We start from the raw sequence: 15,766 nt of genomic DNA, 5'->3' as shown, positions 1-15,766 counted from the left end.
GGGTGATGGATTGAACACTACGGTGAGTGGTCGACGATCAAAGTGGGCCTTACAACAGACGCGTTGGGCCCACCAGAGTGATCCATGGGACCCCACGCACCGAGGACGCCGATGTCTCATCTCCGCGCACCCGCAGCGCGGCCGGACCGCCGCGAGGGCGGACGGCACGGCCGCACCACCACCCGGCCGCAGTCCCCCTCCGACGCCACCCGTTCCGCCCCGGCGGGCCGGGCTCCGGCGCCCCCCGGGCCGCGCCCGTCGCCCGAGTCCCGCATACGGCCGCAGTTGCTGCGCGCCGCCGTGCTGCCCGCCACCGTGGCGGTGCTGTGCGGCGCGGCCGCGGTCGCCTTCACCCTCCACTCCACCGGCCGCCACCCCTCGGTGGGGCTCTGGGCCACGCTCGCGGGCCTCGCCGGGCTCGCGATCGCCGCGCTGGTCGCGGCGGGAATCGGCGCCGACCGTACGGCCAAGACCGTGCTGGGCCGCGCCAACGCGCTGCGCCGGGGCAGCGCCCGCTCGGCCGCCGACCTCCGGACGGTCGTCGAGGCGCTGCGCCGCGGCGAGGGGCCGCCCGCGCGCGGGACGCCGGCCCAACTCCCGCAGGGCGCCGACGAGTTCGAGCTGCTCGCACACGAACTGACCCGCTCGCACGACGCGGCCGTGGTCGCCGTGGTGCAGGCCTCCCAGCTCTCCAGCAGCGTCGGCAACGAACAGAAGGTCGAGGTCTTCGTCAACCTCGCCCGCAGGCTCCAGTCCCTCGTCCACCGGGAGATCCAGCTCCTGGACGAGCTGGAGAACGAGGTCGAGGACCCCGAGCTGCTCAAGGGGCTCTTCCACGTCGACCACCTGGCCACCCGCATCCGCCGGCACGCCGAGAACCTCGCCGTCCTCGGCGGCGCCATCTCCCGCCGTCAGTGGTCCCACCCGGTCACCATGACGGAGGTGCTGCGCTCGTCGATCGCGGAGGTCGAGCAGTACCCCCGGGTCAAGCTGGTCCCGCCGATCGACGGCACCCTGCGCGGCCACGCGGTCGCCGACGTCATCCACCTCCTCGCCGAACTCGTCGAGAACGCGACCGTCTTCTCCGCACCGCACACCCAGGTCCTGCTGCGCGCCCAGTTCGTGACGGCGGGCCTCGCCGTCGAGGTCGAGGACCGGGGCCTCGGCATGCCGGTCACCGAGCAGAACAAGATGAACGCGCTGCTCTCCGACCCCGACCAGGTCAACGTCGCCCACCTGCTGCAAGACGGCCGCATCGGACTGTTCGTGGTCTCCGCGCTGGCCCGCCGGCACGGCATCGCGGTGCGCCTCCAGACCAACATCTACGGCGGGGTCCAGGCCGTACTGGTGCTGCCGCAGGGCCTGTTGGGCGCCGAGCCGGACGGCCTCAACAACCAGAGCCACCCCCAGCCGGAGGCGGCGCACGACGCGGTACGGGACGGCACGGGACGGCTTCCCGAGACGGGAGCCGCGCCCCAGCTCACCGGGGCGAGCGAGCCCGCCCCGGCCCCGGCGTCCGCGCCCGCCATCGCCCCGCTCCACCCGGAACCGGCACCACCGGCGCCCGTACACCAGGAACCGGTCCGCCTCGCGCCCCCGCTCCCGGAGCCCGCGCTCCCGGAGCCCGTGTATCAAGAAGCCGCGTATCAGGAACGCGCGTATCAGGAACCCGTACGCCAGAAGGCTCCGCGGCCCGAACCCGAGCCGCAGGCGCGGCCCGGCTCGGACCCGCTGCCCCCGCCCCGCACGCATGTGGCCGAGCCGACCACGGCCGGCCGGGGCAACGGGCCCCTTCCGGTCCGCGCGGCGCACGAGGAGCGGCCCAACCCGGCCTCCGCGTCCCCCGGCGTCCAGCACGGCACCTCCTACGAACCCGCCGAACCCCGGCTGATCACCGCCCCCCGAGTCCAGAACGGAGCCGTGCGCGGCACCATGGGCCGCCCCGATCTGCCCCGGCGCCGCAGCCAGGAACACCTCGTCCCCCAGCTCAGGGACGCGCCCGAACCCCGCAGGAACGACGAACACGCCCTGCACGACCCGGGGTTGATGGCCGCGTTCCAGCGGGGCATCGGCCTCGCCGAGGCGCAGCAGAGCCACCCGGCTCCGTCGACCCACCCCTCCCCCCAGGCGCTCCAGTCGGAAACTGACGCCGAACACTCCAAGGAGTAGATGCACCATGGCGAGCGATGCGCCGACCGGACACGTCTCGGACCTCGACTGGCTGCTGAGCGGACTGGTCCAGCGGGTGCCCTACACCCGCAATGCGGTTCTGCTCTCCTCCGACGGCCTGGTGAAGTCCGTCCACGGCCTGGACACCGACAGCGCCGACCACATGGCGGCCCTCGCCTCCGGGCTGTACTCGCTCGGCCGCAGCGCCGGAGCGCGCTTCGGCGACGGGGGCGAGGTCAGGCAGGTCGTGGTGGAGCTCGACTCCACCCTGCTCTTCGTGTCGACCGCGGGCTCCGGCACCTGTCTCGCCGTGCTGGCCGGCCGGGAGGCCGACGCGGCGGTGCTCGGCTACGAGATGGCGATGCTCGTCAAGAGCGTACGGCCGTATCTCGTCACCCCGGCGCGGCAAGGCGCCGGGACGTCGAGCGGCCTGAGGAGTTGACCGTGGCGGCCCCACAGGACGGGCCGTGGCTCGACGACGCGGCCGGGCGGTTGATCCGCCCCTACACGGTGAGCAACGGCCGTACCCGGCCGACCGCGACGCTCGATCTGCTCTCGCAGGTCATGGCCACCGGCACCCTTCCCCAGACGCTCCTGGGTCCCGAGCACTCACAGGCCCTCGGCCTGTGCAAGGGCCCCACCTCGGTGGCGGAGATCTCGGCGCACTTACGGCTGCCGGCGGTCGTCACCAAGGTGGTCCTGTCCGACCTGGTGGACTGCGGGGCGGTGACCGCGCGAGCCCCCCGCTTCCAACACACCCCCACCGACCGATCTCTGCTGGAGGCAGTGCTCGATGGCCTACGACGACGGCTTTGACGCCCTGCCCGACGACGGGACCGCCGTGGACCTGTTCCCGACCGCGCTGAAGATCCTCGTCGCGGGAGGGTTCGGGGTCGGCAAGACGACCTTCGTCGGAGCGGTCAGCGAGATCGAACCGCTCTCCACCGAGGAACTCCTCACCACGGTCAGCGTGGCCCACGACAGCCTGGAGGGGATCGAGTCCAAGACCACCACCACGGTCGCCATGGACTTCGGCCGCATCACCCTGGACGACCAGCATGTGCTCTATCTGTTCGGCACCCCCGGCCAGGAGCGCTTCTGGTTCATGTGGGACGAGCTGTCCGAGGGGGCGCTGGGCGCGGTGATCCTCGCCGACACCCGCCGCCTCGACGAATGCTTCTCCGCCGTCGACTTCTTCGAACGGCGGGGGATCGGATTCCTCGTCGCCGTCAACGAGTTCGACGGTTCGTACCGATACGACCCGGAGGAGGTGCGGGCGGCCATAGACCTCAAGCCCGAGGTCCCCGTCGTGCTCTGCGACGCCCGCATCGGCAGCTCCGGCATCCGCACGCTGGTCACCCTGGTCCAGCATCTGCTCGCCACCATCCCGGCAGCCACCAGCCATGGAGCCTGACTATGACGTACGACCCGACCGGACATCTGTTGCTCACCCCCGTCGACCGGGAAGCGCCGGTCCGTGTCCAGCGGCTGCGCCAGCTGGGCATGGGGGAGCGGCCCGACCCGGCCTTCGACGAGTTCGCCAGCAAGCTCGCCGCGGTGACCGGAGCGCCCTTCTCGATGGTCAACTTCATTGACGAGAACCAGCAGTTCTTCGCGGGGCTGCACACCCCCAACGGCACCCACAACGGTTCGGACCTGGGTGCGGCGGCCGCGGCCGGCGGGGTGAGCCGCATCATGGCGCGCGACCACGGCTACTGCCCCCATGTCGTGGTGCGCCGCAAGGCGCTCGTCCTGGAGGACGTGTGCGACTACCCGCGGTTCGCCGGCAACCCGGTGGTGGACGAGATCGGCATCCGCTCCTATCTCGGCGCCCCGCTCATCGACCGCACCGGCATCGCGCTCGGCACCATCTGTGTGGTCGACACCGAGCCCCGGCCCTGGGGCAGGGCGGGGCTCGAAACCATCAAGACGATGGCGGCCGAGCTCGTCGAGCAGATCCACCGGCGCGAGGACGGCCACTTCTGAGCCGTCCTCGCCGCGGCCGGGGTCAGTGGACGGTGGCCAGTTCCCGCATGCGCACCAGATCGGAGAGGCGCTGCGACCACTGGCCCTTCGCGGTGCCCAGCGCCACCTCGGCCAGCCGCAGCAGCTGGACGTCGGAGGTGCCGGCGGGGGCGAATATGTGGTGGGCGTCGCGCAGATAGCGCTCGATGGGCCGGTCGGTGAAGAGTCCGGCCGCGGCGTGGATCTCCATGGCGTTGCGCGCCGAGTCCAGTGCCGACTCCACGTTGACGACCTTGGCGTTCATGAGCTCGGCGTCGCACGGCAAGCCCTGGTCGAGCAGCTGGACCGCGTGATAGGCGACGAGTCTGGCCGTCATGACCCGGGACTGCAACTGGCCCAACTTGATTTTGATGTTGGGGAGTTCGTGCAGCGGCTTGCCGTAGCGGATCCGCTCGGTGCAGAACCTGGTGGTCTCCTCCAGGATCGCCTGATGGATGCCGAGCGCGACGGCGGTGAGGTTGGCCCGCCCGTACAGCACGCTGGAGGAGTACGCGACGGCGAGGCCGTCCCCCTCCTCGCCGAGCCGATGGGAGGCGGGGACACGGCAGTTGTGGAACCGCACCTCGCCGAAGCTGAAGCCGTGCAGGCCCATCGACTCCCGGTGCTCGCCCAGGGAGAAGCCCGGGCGGTCGGACTCGACCAAGAAGGCCGACAGGCCCTTGGAGCCCGGTCCGGTGCGCAGGATCACGCCATGGAGATCGCCCACATGGCTGTTGCCCACATAGAGTTTTCGGCCATTGAGAAGGTAGTCGTCACCGTCGCGCACCGCGCTCGCGGCCATGCCCAGCACATGGCCGCCCGACTCGGGTTCGGTGACCGCGATCGTCGGCAGGCACTCGCCCGCGGCGACGGCCGGGAGCCACCGCTTGCGCTGTTCCTCGTTCCCGAAGTGCACGATCTTGGCGACGCCGAGCTGGGAGGCCTGCACCATGGCCCCCATGGCGCCGCTCACCCGGGACAGCTCCTCGATGATGATGGTCTTGCCCAGGTGGCCCACGCCCATACCGCCGTAGACGGGGCTGATGGTGGCGCCTATCCAGCCCTGCCGGGCGATGAGCCGCGACAGCTCGTACTGGACGGTGCGGGTGGCCTCCATCTCGGCGATCCGGGGTCGTACCTCACGTTCCGCGAAGTGCCGTACGTCTTCCCTCAGTTGTTGGTGCAGTCGGCTGTTGAAGTATCCGTCCATCCCGCGAGCCCTCCTCCGCGAAACGCCTGCCGCGGGAGGCCCCGGCAGGTGGTGCATCGGCAGTGGTCCCGTCCCGAAGAGGCCGACCCCCTCATGCTGTGAGCCGCCTTCCGCCGCTACACCACTCTCGCCAACTATGGCCAGAAGGTGGTGGGTTGACGACGTAATGGCGATGTGTTGTGTGTGTCCCGGCCTGTTCGGTCCCAGTCGATTGCATCCCCTTCACACAACTTTCCGCCACATGACAACGGCAAAGGTTTCGTGGGCATGTGGCACTGAGGGCCAGGAAGCGGAATCAGATGGACACGGTCATGACATCTGAGGACAGGTGCAGAACCGATTCGGCTTCGACAATGACGAAAACGGCCCGTCCTTCATACGTGTGAGTGAACGAGCGGGCCCCGCGCCACCCCACCGACCTGCACTTTCCGGCACCCGGGGTGGCGTCGGGTGGCGGATCGGGCCACGCGGCGGGCGGGTCGCATTCCGCCCAAGGGCGTCACCTCGCCGGGACGAGGCGGGCACGGACCACCGGTTCACGTCGCTGACCTGGAGATTCTCCATGAGGACCGGGCGGCGCGGAGTGCCGTCCCGAAGGCCCGGAAGCGACTCCGCTCCGTGGCGGACCGAACCGGGCGCCATCGCCGCGGCCCGGCACCGGACTCGACGGACGGCGCCTCCCCGTCCGACTGATCCACAACGGGCGCCCGGCGCAAGGGAGTCGGGGGCCCATGTAAGGGTCGGTGAGAGGCTGTCGCCCCTGGAATTGGTTGCGTCCGGCGAGGGCGCGTTGGGGTGTGGACCAGCGTGAACGGTGCATTGTGGTGGCGCGGGGCGCGTTGAGGAGCGTGAGATACGGAATCGAGCGCCTCCCCTGCCGTGCCCTCGCGAGCGGTCCCGCCGGGGACCGGTGGCAGCGTCATTCGGACACCGGGCCCAGGAGCAGGACGCGGGGTGCCCGAGTGACCTCTGGCGCCGCGTGCGCCGTAACGGGCTCGGAGGTGTGGGGAAGTGGTGAGGAATCCGGCCACCGGGCGGTGGGTCACAACCCCGCCCGGTCCGGTACGGCGCCCCGCGGGGAACGGGCCGGTCGACCCGGGCCCTCGCCCTCCCCGCGCTTCGATCGCATCCTTGGCCCCCTGGCCACAACTCGGCTCGCAGCGAAGGAAGTTGACATGACCGACCTCCGTATCGGCGTCATCGGCTACGGGATGCGCGGCAGCATCGCGCGGGTGGCCCACCGGCCCGGGCGCGGCTCCGCCGTGACCGCCGTCGCGGACCTTGATCCCCAGGCCCGGGCGGAGGCCGGCGCTGCCTTTCCCGGCGCACGCCTCTCGACCGACCACCGCGCCGTGACCGGGGCGGCCGACCTCGACGCCGTCCTCGTCCTCACCCCCGACCACACCCACGCCGACCTGACCTGCGCCGCCCTGCGCGCCGGAAAGCCGGTCTTCGTGGAGAAGCCGCTCGACATCACGGTCGAGCGCTGCGACGAGATCCTGCGCACCGCGCGCGACACCGGAACCCGCCTCTATGTGGGCCACAACATGCGGCACATGCCCGTCGTCCGGATGATGCGCGACCTCATCCGTCGCGGCGCCATCGGCACCGTCAAGACGATCTGGGTGCGCCACTTCGTGGGGTACGGCGGCGACTGGTACTTCAAGGACTGGCACGCCGAGCGCCGCTGCACGACCGGCCTCCTGCTCCAGAAGGCCGCGCACGACATCGACGTACTGCACTGGCTGGCCGGCGGCTACGCGCGCGACGTGCAGGCGATGGGCGATCTGATGGTGTACGGAGCCAACCCGCACCGCCGGGCGCCCGGCGAACCCAAGGCGCGGGACTGGTACACCGAGGACGGCCACTGGCCGCCGCACACCCAGCGCGCGCTCAACCCGGTGATCGACGTCGAGGACGTGTCGCTGCTCAACCTGCGCCTGGACAACGGGGTGCTCGCCTCGTACCAGCAGTGCCATTTCACCCCGGACTACTGGCGCAACTACACGGTCATCGGCGACGCGGGCCGTCTGGAGAACTTCGGCGACGGCCCGGGCGGCCAGGTGAAGGTCTGGAACACCCGGCGCTCCGGCTACCGCGCGGAACCGGACGAGACGTACGAGATCCCCGGGGCGGGAGCGGGAGCGGGAGCGGGGGCGGGGGCTGGAACCGGAGCCGGGGCCGCAGTCCAAGGCGCGGGCGCTGTCCGGGACGGCGGGGACCAGGGGCACGGAGGGAGCCAGGGGCACGGAGGGGACCAGGCGCACGGTGGGGCGGATCCGCTGATCGTCGACGAGTTCCTGCGCTTCGTACGCGACGGCGGCCTCACCGACACCTCCCCGGTCGCCGCCCGGATGGCGGTCGCCGCCGGCTACCAGGCCACGGCCTCGCTGCGGACGGGCGGCACCCCGCGCGAGGTGCCGGCGCTCGACCCGGACCTCGCGGCGTACTTCGAGCGGGGACAGCGCGATGACGTCGCCGGATGAGCGAAGGGCGGGCTCACCGCGACCCGGATCGGGACCGGCGTGACGACGCCGCAGTTGAGCGCAGGACGGACGGGGCTGCACCCCGCTCCGCGCCGCGCTCCTCTCCTTCACCGGGGCCGCTGTCAGTGGCGCGGCGTACGGTTCTTCCATGGCCAACGCCGACGACGTACGCCGTATCGCGCTCGCGCTTCCCGAGGCGGCGGAGAAGCTCGCCTGGGGCAGGCCCACCTTCCGGGTCGCGGGAAAGATCTTCGCCTCCCTCGGCGACGACGACGCCTGGGTGGGCGTGAAGTGCCCGAAGGAGGACCGGGAGGAGCTGATCGCCGCCGAGCCCGACAAGTTCTTCCTGCGGGAGGGGCACGACGAGAACTACGCCTGGCTGCGGGTCCGGCTCGCCGCGCTCGACGGAGACGCCGAACTGTCCGCGATCCTGACCGACTCCTGGCGCCAGGCCGCCCCGCGCAAGCTCCTCGACGCACACCCGGCGCCGGGTGGCTGAGACCGGGCCCTGACGGCGCGCGCTCCGGGAAAGGGGTTCGTGACCACCCGGGGAAGTGCGGTATTGTTCTCATGCACGAACGGCCGGGGGAAACCCCAGGTCAGACGGGCATCGGGACGTGGCGCAGCTTGGTAGCGCACTTGACTGGGGGTCAAGGGGTCGCAGGTTCAAATCCTGTCGTCCCGACTCGAAAGAGTCGAGGTCAGGGCCGGTTTCGGAGAAATCCGAGACCGGCCCTGACCCGTTTCTCGGCGCCGACCACCATTCCCTGGACCCGGTCCCGGGCAGTTCCGGCTCATGGTTCACCGGCGAGGCACCGGGTGCGTCCGCGAGGGACTTTCGGCCCGAAGGGTCGTGACCTTCGCATCCGCCATCGGGGGCCGATGTCGGCTGGGATGGGAAACCCGCCCGTAGGCAGGGCCACCCGTCCGCCCGCTCTTGAGATCGATGTCCATGTGTGCAGACACCACATTCCAAGCCTGCCCGTTGCAGGAGGCGCTCCCTCTCGACGGCATGTGGATGATGCTCGAACCCGCCACCACGCCCGCCGGAGCGGCGGACCTCATGTGTGCCAGCCCGCGCGCCCGGAAGGTTCTGCTGGACGAGGTCACACCGCACCGGACCTTCTCCGACCTGGTGGCGCCGAGCAGCGCCTCCATCTCGCGTCAGTTGCTGCTGGACGCGATCCGGGGCGAGGGGCGCACCTACCGCCAGCCGGTCGAGTACGCGCATCCCCACGGCACCGTCATCTGTATGACCTCCGCCCGCCGGCTGGACATGCGCGGCGCCGGGCCGCCCGCGCTGCTGGTGGAGATCGAGGAGGAGGAACAGGGGGAGTGGCTGCACTGGGAGGCGCTGCGCTCCATGACCGTACTGGCCGATCACTCGCTGTGGGTCTACGACGAGGAGGCCGACCGTTTCAGCTGGCTCGACGGGGAGCGCCTGTACAACGGCATGGGGCCCGGCGACCGGATGCCGCTCGCCGAGCTCTTCGACCGGGTGCACGCCGAGGACGTGGCGCGCGTGCGGGACGCGTTCTGGGCGCTGCGCAGAGGTGAGACCCAGCAGGTGGACGTCGACTTCCGGATGCCGGACGAGCAGGGCCGGCTGCACTGGCTGCGCACCCTCGCGCGCCTCGTGCGGTTCGGCTTCGACGGCGGGCGGCGCGTCGTGGGGACCACGACCAACACGACCGCGGCCGTGGAACGCCACCAGACGCTCGTCAAGGCGCACGCGGATGCCCAGCGGCGCGTCGACCTCGTCCAGCAGCTCGCCGCCGCGTTCGTCGGGGCCGCGACGGAGGACGAACTCACCGCCGCGATCCTGAACCGCGTCGCCCCGGCGTTCGGGGGCACCGGCACGCTGTTGGCGTTCGTCGAGGAGGGGCGGCTGCGGGTGACGTTCGGGGACGGCATCGATCCCGCGCTGGCCCGTTCCCTGCACGGGCTCCCGCTGGACGCCCCCAAGCCGCTGACCGAGGCGATCCGCACCGGAAGACCCCTGTTCATCGCCACCCGGGACGACTACCGGCGCTCGTGGCCGCAGGCGCACAGTCTGCTGGACGCCACGTCCGCCTCCTCGTTCATCATGATTCCGCTCCGCGGCCAGGGTGCCGCCCCGCTCGGGGGCTGGGTCGTCACCTTCGACCGGCCGCACGACCTCTCCCCCCAGGAGCGGACCCTGGTCGGGGTGATGGCCGATGTCGCGGGCCAGGCGTGGGAGCGCATCCGGCTCCAGTCCGCCCGCACCGAGCTGGCCGCGACGGTACAGCGCAACCTGCTGCCCGCCACGCTGCCGACCGTCACGGGGTACGAGGTCGAGGCCCGCTACAGCCCCGCGCATCAGGGCCTGGACGTGGGCGGCGACTGGTACGACGTGATCGCCCTGCCCGACGGCAGCACGGCCTGCATCATCGGCGACGTCCAGGGCCACAACGTGCAGGCCGCCGCCCTGATGGGCCAGATACGCACGGCGATGCACGCCTACGCCTGGCAGGAGCCCGCCCCCGACCGGGTGCTGGCCCGCACCAACGACCTCATGCTCCAGATGCGCCTGCCCGTCTTCGCGACCTGCCTGTACGTCCTGCTCACCCCGGAGGGGGAGGCTCTGACGGCGCGGGCCGGACACGTCCCCCTGGTGCACGCCGCGCAGGACGGAGCGCGGGTCCGCGAGTGCCCGGGCGGGCTGCCCCTGGGGGTGCTCGCCCGCAGTGAATTCCCCGTCCACGCAATGGAGTTGGCCCCCGGAGATGTGCTCGCCCTGGTCACCGACGGCCTGGTGGAGGGCCCCCGACTGCCCGTCGACGACGGCCTGGCCGACGTCTGCGCCGCGACCGACCGCCATCGCGAGGGGCCACTCGGGAAGCTGGCGGACGTCCTGATGGCACAGGACGACTCCCTGACCGGCCATGTCGACGACCGGGCCGTTCTTGTGGTGCGGCGCCAAGACGGCCAGCGGGGTTGAAAAGCGCCGCACTGTAGCGACGCGATGAGGAAATGTCTAGATTGTCAGGGTAAAAGCGCCCGAATGGAGCAATCGACCGGGCGCTGGACGCGCAGGCGTAGGCCAAACGGGCGAACATGATGTCGTCGTTCCACGTGCGCGACGATCACGCCGAGCCCGAGCCCTAGCCCGAGCCCGAGCCCGAGTTCGGCCCGAGCCCGACCTTCGACTTCTCGGCATCGCGCCATTCCGGCAGCCCGGCATTCCTGCACCCGTGCCTTCCTGCCTCCCGGCATTCCGGCCTCCCGTGCAATCCGTATCGGAGCGCTCGATGAAACCGAACTCATTCGTAACGGCGGCCGCCATAGTGTGCGGTCTTGTTCTGATGGGCCCGATGTCGGCCGCCTCGGCCGCACCTGCGCAGCCCGCTTCGGCGCCTGCCTCCCCCGTCAAATCTGCTACGTGCCCGTCCGACGACCCTCCTCCCGGGACGGGCTCGCAGATCAGCGCGTCGGATGCCGATGCCCTCGTCCGTGGCCACAACGAAGCGCGGCAGGAAGCCATCAAGAAATACAACCCCGGGCTGTCCCTCGTTTCCGTCACCTGGAATCCCAAGCTCGCCTGTGACGCACAGGCTTGGGCGGACGACCCGGCGTCCAGTGCGAACGGCGGGCTCGTTCACAGCGATCGCGACAAGAACGGCAACGAGGGCGAGAATCTCCTCAACGGCACCCCTGTTCCCGCGCATCCCGCCGTCGCGGTCGACCCCTCGGTGAGCTACAGCTGGATCGCGGAGAAGGCCAAATTCGACGCGGATGACAACGCTGTGGTCGCGGCCAACCCGGCCCCCGACACCAATCGCCGTGCGTGGGGCCACTACTCCCAGATGATCTGGATGGCCCCCGGATCGGTCACCACCTCGATCGGCTGCGGCGTAAAAGAGGGCGTACCCGTGTCGGGTGGCACCGGGTGGATTCTCGTGTGCCGGTACGCGCCGGCCGGAAATATCTACGGTCAGCGCGCCATTCCGCCCGGTGGGCAGGTGGCGCCGGCGCCGGGTGACTGGAACGCGAAGGCGCACACGGCCGCCGATGTCGCGGGCAAGCCGGCCACCTTGGTGTGGCCGAACCAGCAGCACGTCTTCTACCGCGGCACGGACGGGAGTCTGAAGCACCTGTTCTGGGATTCCACGAAGAACCAGGTGTTCGCGGACGATTGGACCGTGAAGGCGGGCGTGGCCTCCGATGTCGTGGGTACGCCGGCGACCATGGTGTGGCCGAACCAGCAGCACGTCTTCTACCGCAGTACGGACGGCAGTCTGAAGCATCTGTTCTGGGATTCCGCCAAGAACCAGGTGTTCGCGGACAATTGGACTGCGAAGGCGGGTGTGGGTGCTGATGTCGCGGGAGATCCGGTGACATTGGTGGCGAACAATCAGCAGCACGTGTTCTACCGCAGTACGGACGGGAGTTTGAAGCACCTGTTCTGGGACTCCGGCAAGAACCAGGTGTTCGCCGACGACTGGACCGCCAAGGCTCATGTGGCTCCGGATGTCGCGGGTACACCGGCGACGTTGGTGTGGCCGAACCAGCAGCACGTGTTCTACCGCAGCACGGACGGCAGCCTGAAGCACCTGTTCTGGGATGCGGGCACCAACCAGGTATTCGCGGACAATTGGACCGCGAAAGCGAATGGAGGCGCTGATGTCGCTGGTGATCCGGCGACGTTGGCGTGGCCGAACCAGCAACACGTCTTCTACCGCGGTACGGACGGGAGTTTGAAGCACGTGTTCTGGGATTCCGGAAAGAACCAGGTGTTCGCGGATGACTGGAGCGCGAAGGCGCATGTGGGTGCCGATGTGGCCGGCGATCCGGCGACGTTGGCGTGGCCGAACCAGCAGCACGTGTTCTACCGCGGTACGGACGGGAGTTTGAAGCATCTGTTCTGGGACTCCGGCAAGAACCAGGTGTTCGCCGACGACTGGACCGCGAAGGCACATGTGACCCCCGACGTCTCGGACACCCCGGCCACTCTGGTGTGGCCCGATCAGCAACATGCCTTCTACCGCGGCAAGGACGGCGCCATCAAGCAGCTGTTCTGGGACTCGACACGCGATCAGGTCTTCGCGGACTGACCGTTGGCCGCTGCTCGAACTGGTCCCGCAGGCACCGCAGTTACGCGGAGGCCGCGGAGGCCGCGGAAACCGCGGCAGCTGGTGGCGCTGATCGGCGGAACTTGCCGATCAGCGCCACCAGTACGCCGTGCGCGGGGGCCCTGGTGACGCACGCCGAGACCGTACAAACGCTTTGATCATTCGGCGGCACGATGCTCTACTCCCTGCCATGACGACCCTGACGAAGCTTGAGCCCGCTCCTGTCATCGACGAGACGGCCCGGCTGCTGACCGAGCACTACGTTTTCCCCGAGGTGGCCGAGCAACTCGCCGGCCTGCTGCGACGGCGCCTCGCCGAAGGGGCCTATGACGTCGAGGCCGCCGAGGAACTCGCGGGCCTGGTCACCGCGGACCTCCAGTCCGTGAACGGCGACCGCCACCTGAGACTCAAGCACCACGTCGATCCGGTCCCCACGAAGGAGGGGGCGGCGACGCTGGAGTCCATGCGCCGGGACTTCGACGCCTCACTGGGCGGGGCGCCCCGGGTGCAGTTGCTCGACGGAGGTGTCGCCGTGGTGGAGTTGGCACCGATGCTGTTTCCGCTGGAGTGGGCCGCCGAACCGCTGAGCGCGGCGCTCACTCTCGCCTCCCGCGCCCAGGCCCTGATAGTCGACCTGCGCGCGAACCGGGGCGGTGACCCGGACGCGGTCGCCTTCGTCTGTAGCTACCTCCTCGACGAGCGCACCCACCTCAACACCATGTACTGGCGTCGGGGCGAGCGCAGCGAGCAGTCCTGGAGCCTGCCGCACGTTCCCGGCGCGCGCTTCGGCGGCAGCAAGCCGTTGTACGTGCTGTCCAGCACCAGCACCTTCTCCGCCGCCGAGGAGTTGGCGTACGACCTGCAACAGCTCGGGCGCGCCGTAGTCGTCGGCGAGCCCAGCCGCGGTGGCGCACACCCGTGCCAGGGCTGGACCGTGCACCCCCACCTCGAAGCCACCGTGCCCGTCGGCCGCGCCGTCAACCCCGTCTCCAGCACGAACTGGGAGGGCAAGGGCGTACAGCCGGACGTCCCCTGCGCCGCCACCGACGCCCTCGACCGGGCCCACGCCCTCGCCCTCGCACGCCTGGCGGGCTGACCCGGCCCCGGCCCGGTTCACCGACGGCTCTGCGCGCGGGGCCGTCGCACGCGGGGGTTCGGTTCCGCGTCAAGGAAGGGACGTCGAACAAGCTCCCGGGGGAGCGATTACGATCCGGGCTTATGAGCACGTCGGATCAGGAACAAGCGGTGGACGCGGCCCCGGAAGCGCGCGGAGCGTCGCGGCCGCCCGAAACGAAGGTACCGAGCCAGGCTCCGAACGGGCCTACGGGGGAGGGGCCTTCGAGACCGCGGGGTGAGGCGGGCGCCGTCGAAGCCCCTGAGCCCGCCGCGCCTGAGGCCGCCGCGCCTGAGCCCGCCGCGTCGGCCAACCCCGTCGCAGCCGATGCCGCCGCCGAGGCTGCCGCAGCGAGTGACGCCGCCGGCTCGGACGAGCCCGTCGAACCCGCGGTCAGCGCCGCGCCGGCCGACGCTGCCGACGGATCGGACGCGACGCGGTCGCATGAGCCGGCCAAGGCCCTTGAGGACACGGAACCGGCCGCCTCCGCGCCCTCCGCGGCCCCCGCCACCCCCGAGCACGCCGAGCGGCCTACGCACCCCGAGGGCAGCGAGGGCAGTGGGGTCGCACAACTTCCGCAATCCGCAAGCGAGTTGGAGGGGGCTGGCGACCAGCCTGAGCGGCGCCGTGGCATGGCGCCGTGGCAGGCCCGGCGGATTCGGATGGTGGCCGCCGGGGTGCTCATGGCGGCGATGGGGATCATCCTCGTCGTACGGCTGGCCACGCAGTCCTCGGTGCTCGTGGTCGGCGTGTACGGGCTCGCCCTCATCCTCTGCGGTGTCGTCATCGAACTCAGCCGCAACGGCCGCACCCGGCTCGGTTCCTGGCTGCTGGTGGCGGGGCTCGCCGCGGCGTTCGCCATGGACTGGTTCGTGCTGCCCTAGCCACGTCGACGGGTCCGTTGCCCGGTGCTCGGGAGCGCGCGTGCGCAGCGCGTGGCCGCCGCGCCGGCCGACGGCGCGGCCCCTGCGGACGTCTGCGTGCCACCCCGGCCGCCGCCCGTCAGCAAGGCCCGCCCTCGACAAGGCGGGAGGCTCCCGACATCCCTGGCCCGGCCCGGCCACCCGGCCACTTCCACGGAAACGCCCGGCCGCGGTCGGTTCGCATTCCCCAGCGGGCCGGGCGGTGTGACCCGGTTGACGAAACTGCCGCCGATCACCCCACGCTCCGGCCGCCACGGCGACGGCCACCGCCACCGCTACGGCGACCGCCACCGCGACCGCCACCACCGCCCCGGCGACCGCCACCGCCCCGGCGACCGCCGCCGCCCCGGCGACCGCCGCCACGGCCGCCGCCACCGCCGTCGCGCACGGCCGCCGCCCCCGCCACGCCCACCGCCACCACCACGGCGACCGCCACCGCCACCGCCAGCGTCACCGCGACCGCCACCGTCACGGCGACCGCCACGCCCACGCCCACCGCCGCCCCCCGCCGTCCGCCTGACGCAGGCCGTTCGGGCCACCCCCGCCGTCCGCCTGACGCAGGCCGTTCAAGCCGCCGCCCCGCCCTCGGCCCCGCTGGCACGCCGACAGCGGCCCCATAGACCGGCGCGGGTCGCGGCACGGGACGCAGCATCAGGCCCAGCCCGCCCGGCCCTCTCGCCCCCCGCCTTCGTCATCAGGCGCCAAGCCGACTGGCGCGCCCGCGAGTTGCGCCCAACCATGCCCCAGCCGTTGACATGTACCCGGCT

The 15,766-nt window shown here is 71.1% G+C and carries 13 protein-coding genes and 1 tRNA gene; 12 read left to right on the top strand and 2 right to left on the bottom strand.

Annotated features, from left to right (window positions below):
- Nucleotides 1-111: 111 nt before the first annotated feature.
- The 5 genes from DWB77_RS06880 to DWB77_RS06860 are packed head-to-tail and all read left to right on the top strand — an operon-like array spanning nt 112 to nt 4,155.
- Nucleotides 112-2,169, top strand: coding sequence for an ATP-binding protein (locus DWB77_RS06880; RefSeq protein ID WP_120720395.1), 2,058 nt, complete (start codon nt 112-114; stop codon nt 2,167-2,169).
- A 7-nt stretch (nt 2,170-2,176) separates the two neighbouring features.
- A complete protein-coding gene (locus tag DWB77_RS06875; protein WP_120720394.1) occupies nt 2,177-2,611 on the top strand; it encodes a roadblock/LC7 domain-containing protein in 435 nt (144 codons plus the stop codon).
- A gap of 2 nt (nt 2,612-2,613) precedes the next feature.
- Nucleotides 2,614-2,985 (top strand): DUF742 domain-containing protein, encoded by a 372-nt coding sequence (locus tag DWB77_RS06870; protein ID WP_120720393.1) that lies wholly within the window; start codon nt 2,614-2,616, stop codon nt 2,983-2,985.
- Nucleotides 2,963-3,583, top strand: coding sequence for a GTP-binding protein (locus DWB77_RS06865; protein WP_120720392.1), 621 nt, complete (start codon nt 2,963-2,965; stop codon nt 3,581-3,583). Before DWB77_RS06870 ends, DWB77_RS06865 begins: the two co-directional genes overlap by 23 nt.
- 2 nt (nt 3,584-3,585) lie before the next feature.
- Nucleotides 3,586-4,155, top strand: coding sequence for a GAF domain-containing protein (locus tag DWB77_RS06860; RefSeq protein WP_120720391.1), 570 nt, complete (start codon nt 3,586-3,588; stop codon nt 4,153-4,155).
- Nucleotides 4,156-4,177: 22 nt separating this feature from the next.
- On the opposite strand, the gene DWB77_RS06855 is transcribed toward DWB77_RS06860, so the two are convergent.
- Nucleotides 4,178-5,383, bottom strand: a complete 1,206-nt coding sequence (locus DWB77_RS06855; protein ID WP_120720390.1) for an acyl-CoA dehydrogenase family protein — start codon at nt 5,381-5,383, stop codon at nt 4,178-4,180.
- Nucleotides 5,384-6,558: 1,175 nt separating this feature from the next.
- Between DWB77_RS06855 and DWB77_RS06850 the strand changes: the two genes are divergently transcribed.
- The 7 genes from DWB77_RS06850 to DWB77_RS06820 all read left to right on the top strand — a co-directional run bounded on the left by DWB77_RS06850 (nt 6,559) and on the right by DWB77_RS06820 (nt 14,960).
- On the top strand, nt 6,559-7,869 hold the full coding sequence (locus DWB77_RS06850; RefSeq protein WP_120720389.1) for a Gfo/Idh/MocA family protein: 1,311 nt from the start codon (nt 6,559-6,561) through the stop codon (nt 7,867-7,869).
- 148 nt (nt 7,870-8,017) lie between these two features.
- Complete coding sequence (locus tag DWB77_RS06845) at nt 8,018-8,368, top strand: MmcQ/YjbR family DNA-binding protein (protein WP_120720388.1); 351 nt, start codon at nt 8,018-8,020, stop codon at nt 8,366-8,368.
- Between the two features lie 112 nt (nt 8,369-8,480).
- A tRNA-Pro gene (locus DWB77_RS06840) sits at nt 8,481-8,554 on the top strand.
- A 300-nt stretch (nt 8,555-8,854) separates the two neighbouring features.
- Entirely contained in the window at nt 8,855-10,831 is a 1,977-nt protein-coding gene (locus tag DWB77_RS06835) for a SpoIIE family protein phosphatase (RefSeq protein ID WP_162952461.1), read from the top strand.
- Between the two features lie 310 nt (nt 10,832-11,141).
- The gene (locus tag DWB77_RS06830; protein WP_120720386.1) at nt 11,142-12,944 is read left to right on the top strand and encodes a CAP domain-containing protein; all 1,803 of its coding nucleotides are present in this window, start codon (nt 11,142-11,144) and stop codon (nt 12,942-12,944) included.
- A gap of 208 nt (nt 12,945-13,152) precedes the next feature.
- A complete protein-coding gene (locus DWB77_RS06825) occupies nt 13,153-14,058 on the top strand; it encodes a S41 family peptidase (protein WP_120720385.1) in 906 nt (301 codons plus the stop codon).
- A 650-nt stretch (nt 14,059-14,708) separates the two neighbouring features.
- Complete coding sequence (locus DWB77_RS06820; protein ID WP_120720384.1) at nt 14,709-14,960, top strand: hypothetical protein; 252 nt, start codon at nt 14,709-14,711, stop codon at nt 14,958-14,960.
- Between the two features lie 271 nt (nt 14,961-15,231).
- On the opposite strand, the gene DWB77_RS06815 is transcribed toward DWB77_RS06820, so the two are convergent.
- A complete protein-coding gene (locus DWB77_RS06815; RefSeq protein WP_216826835.1) occupies nt 15,232-15,483 on the bottom strand; it encodes a hypothetical protein in 252 nt (83 codons plus the stop codon).
- Between the last annotated feature and the right edge of the window lie 283 nt (nt 15,484-15,766).

The sequence above is a fragment of the Streptomyces hundungensis genome (assembly GCF_003627815.1).
GTDB lineage: Bacteria > Actinomycetota > Actinomycetes > Streptomycetales > Streptomycetaceae > Streptomyces > Streptomyces hundungensis_A.
This window is presented reverse-complemented; position numbering and strand designations above follow the sequence as displayed.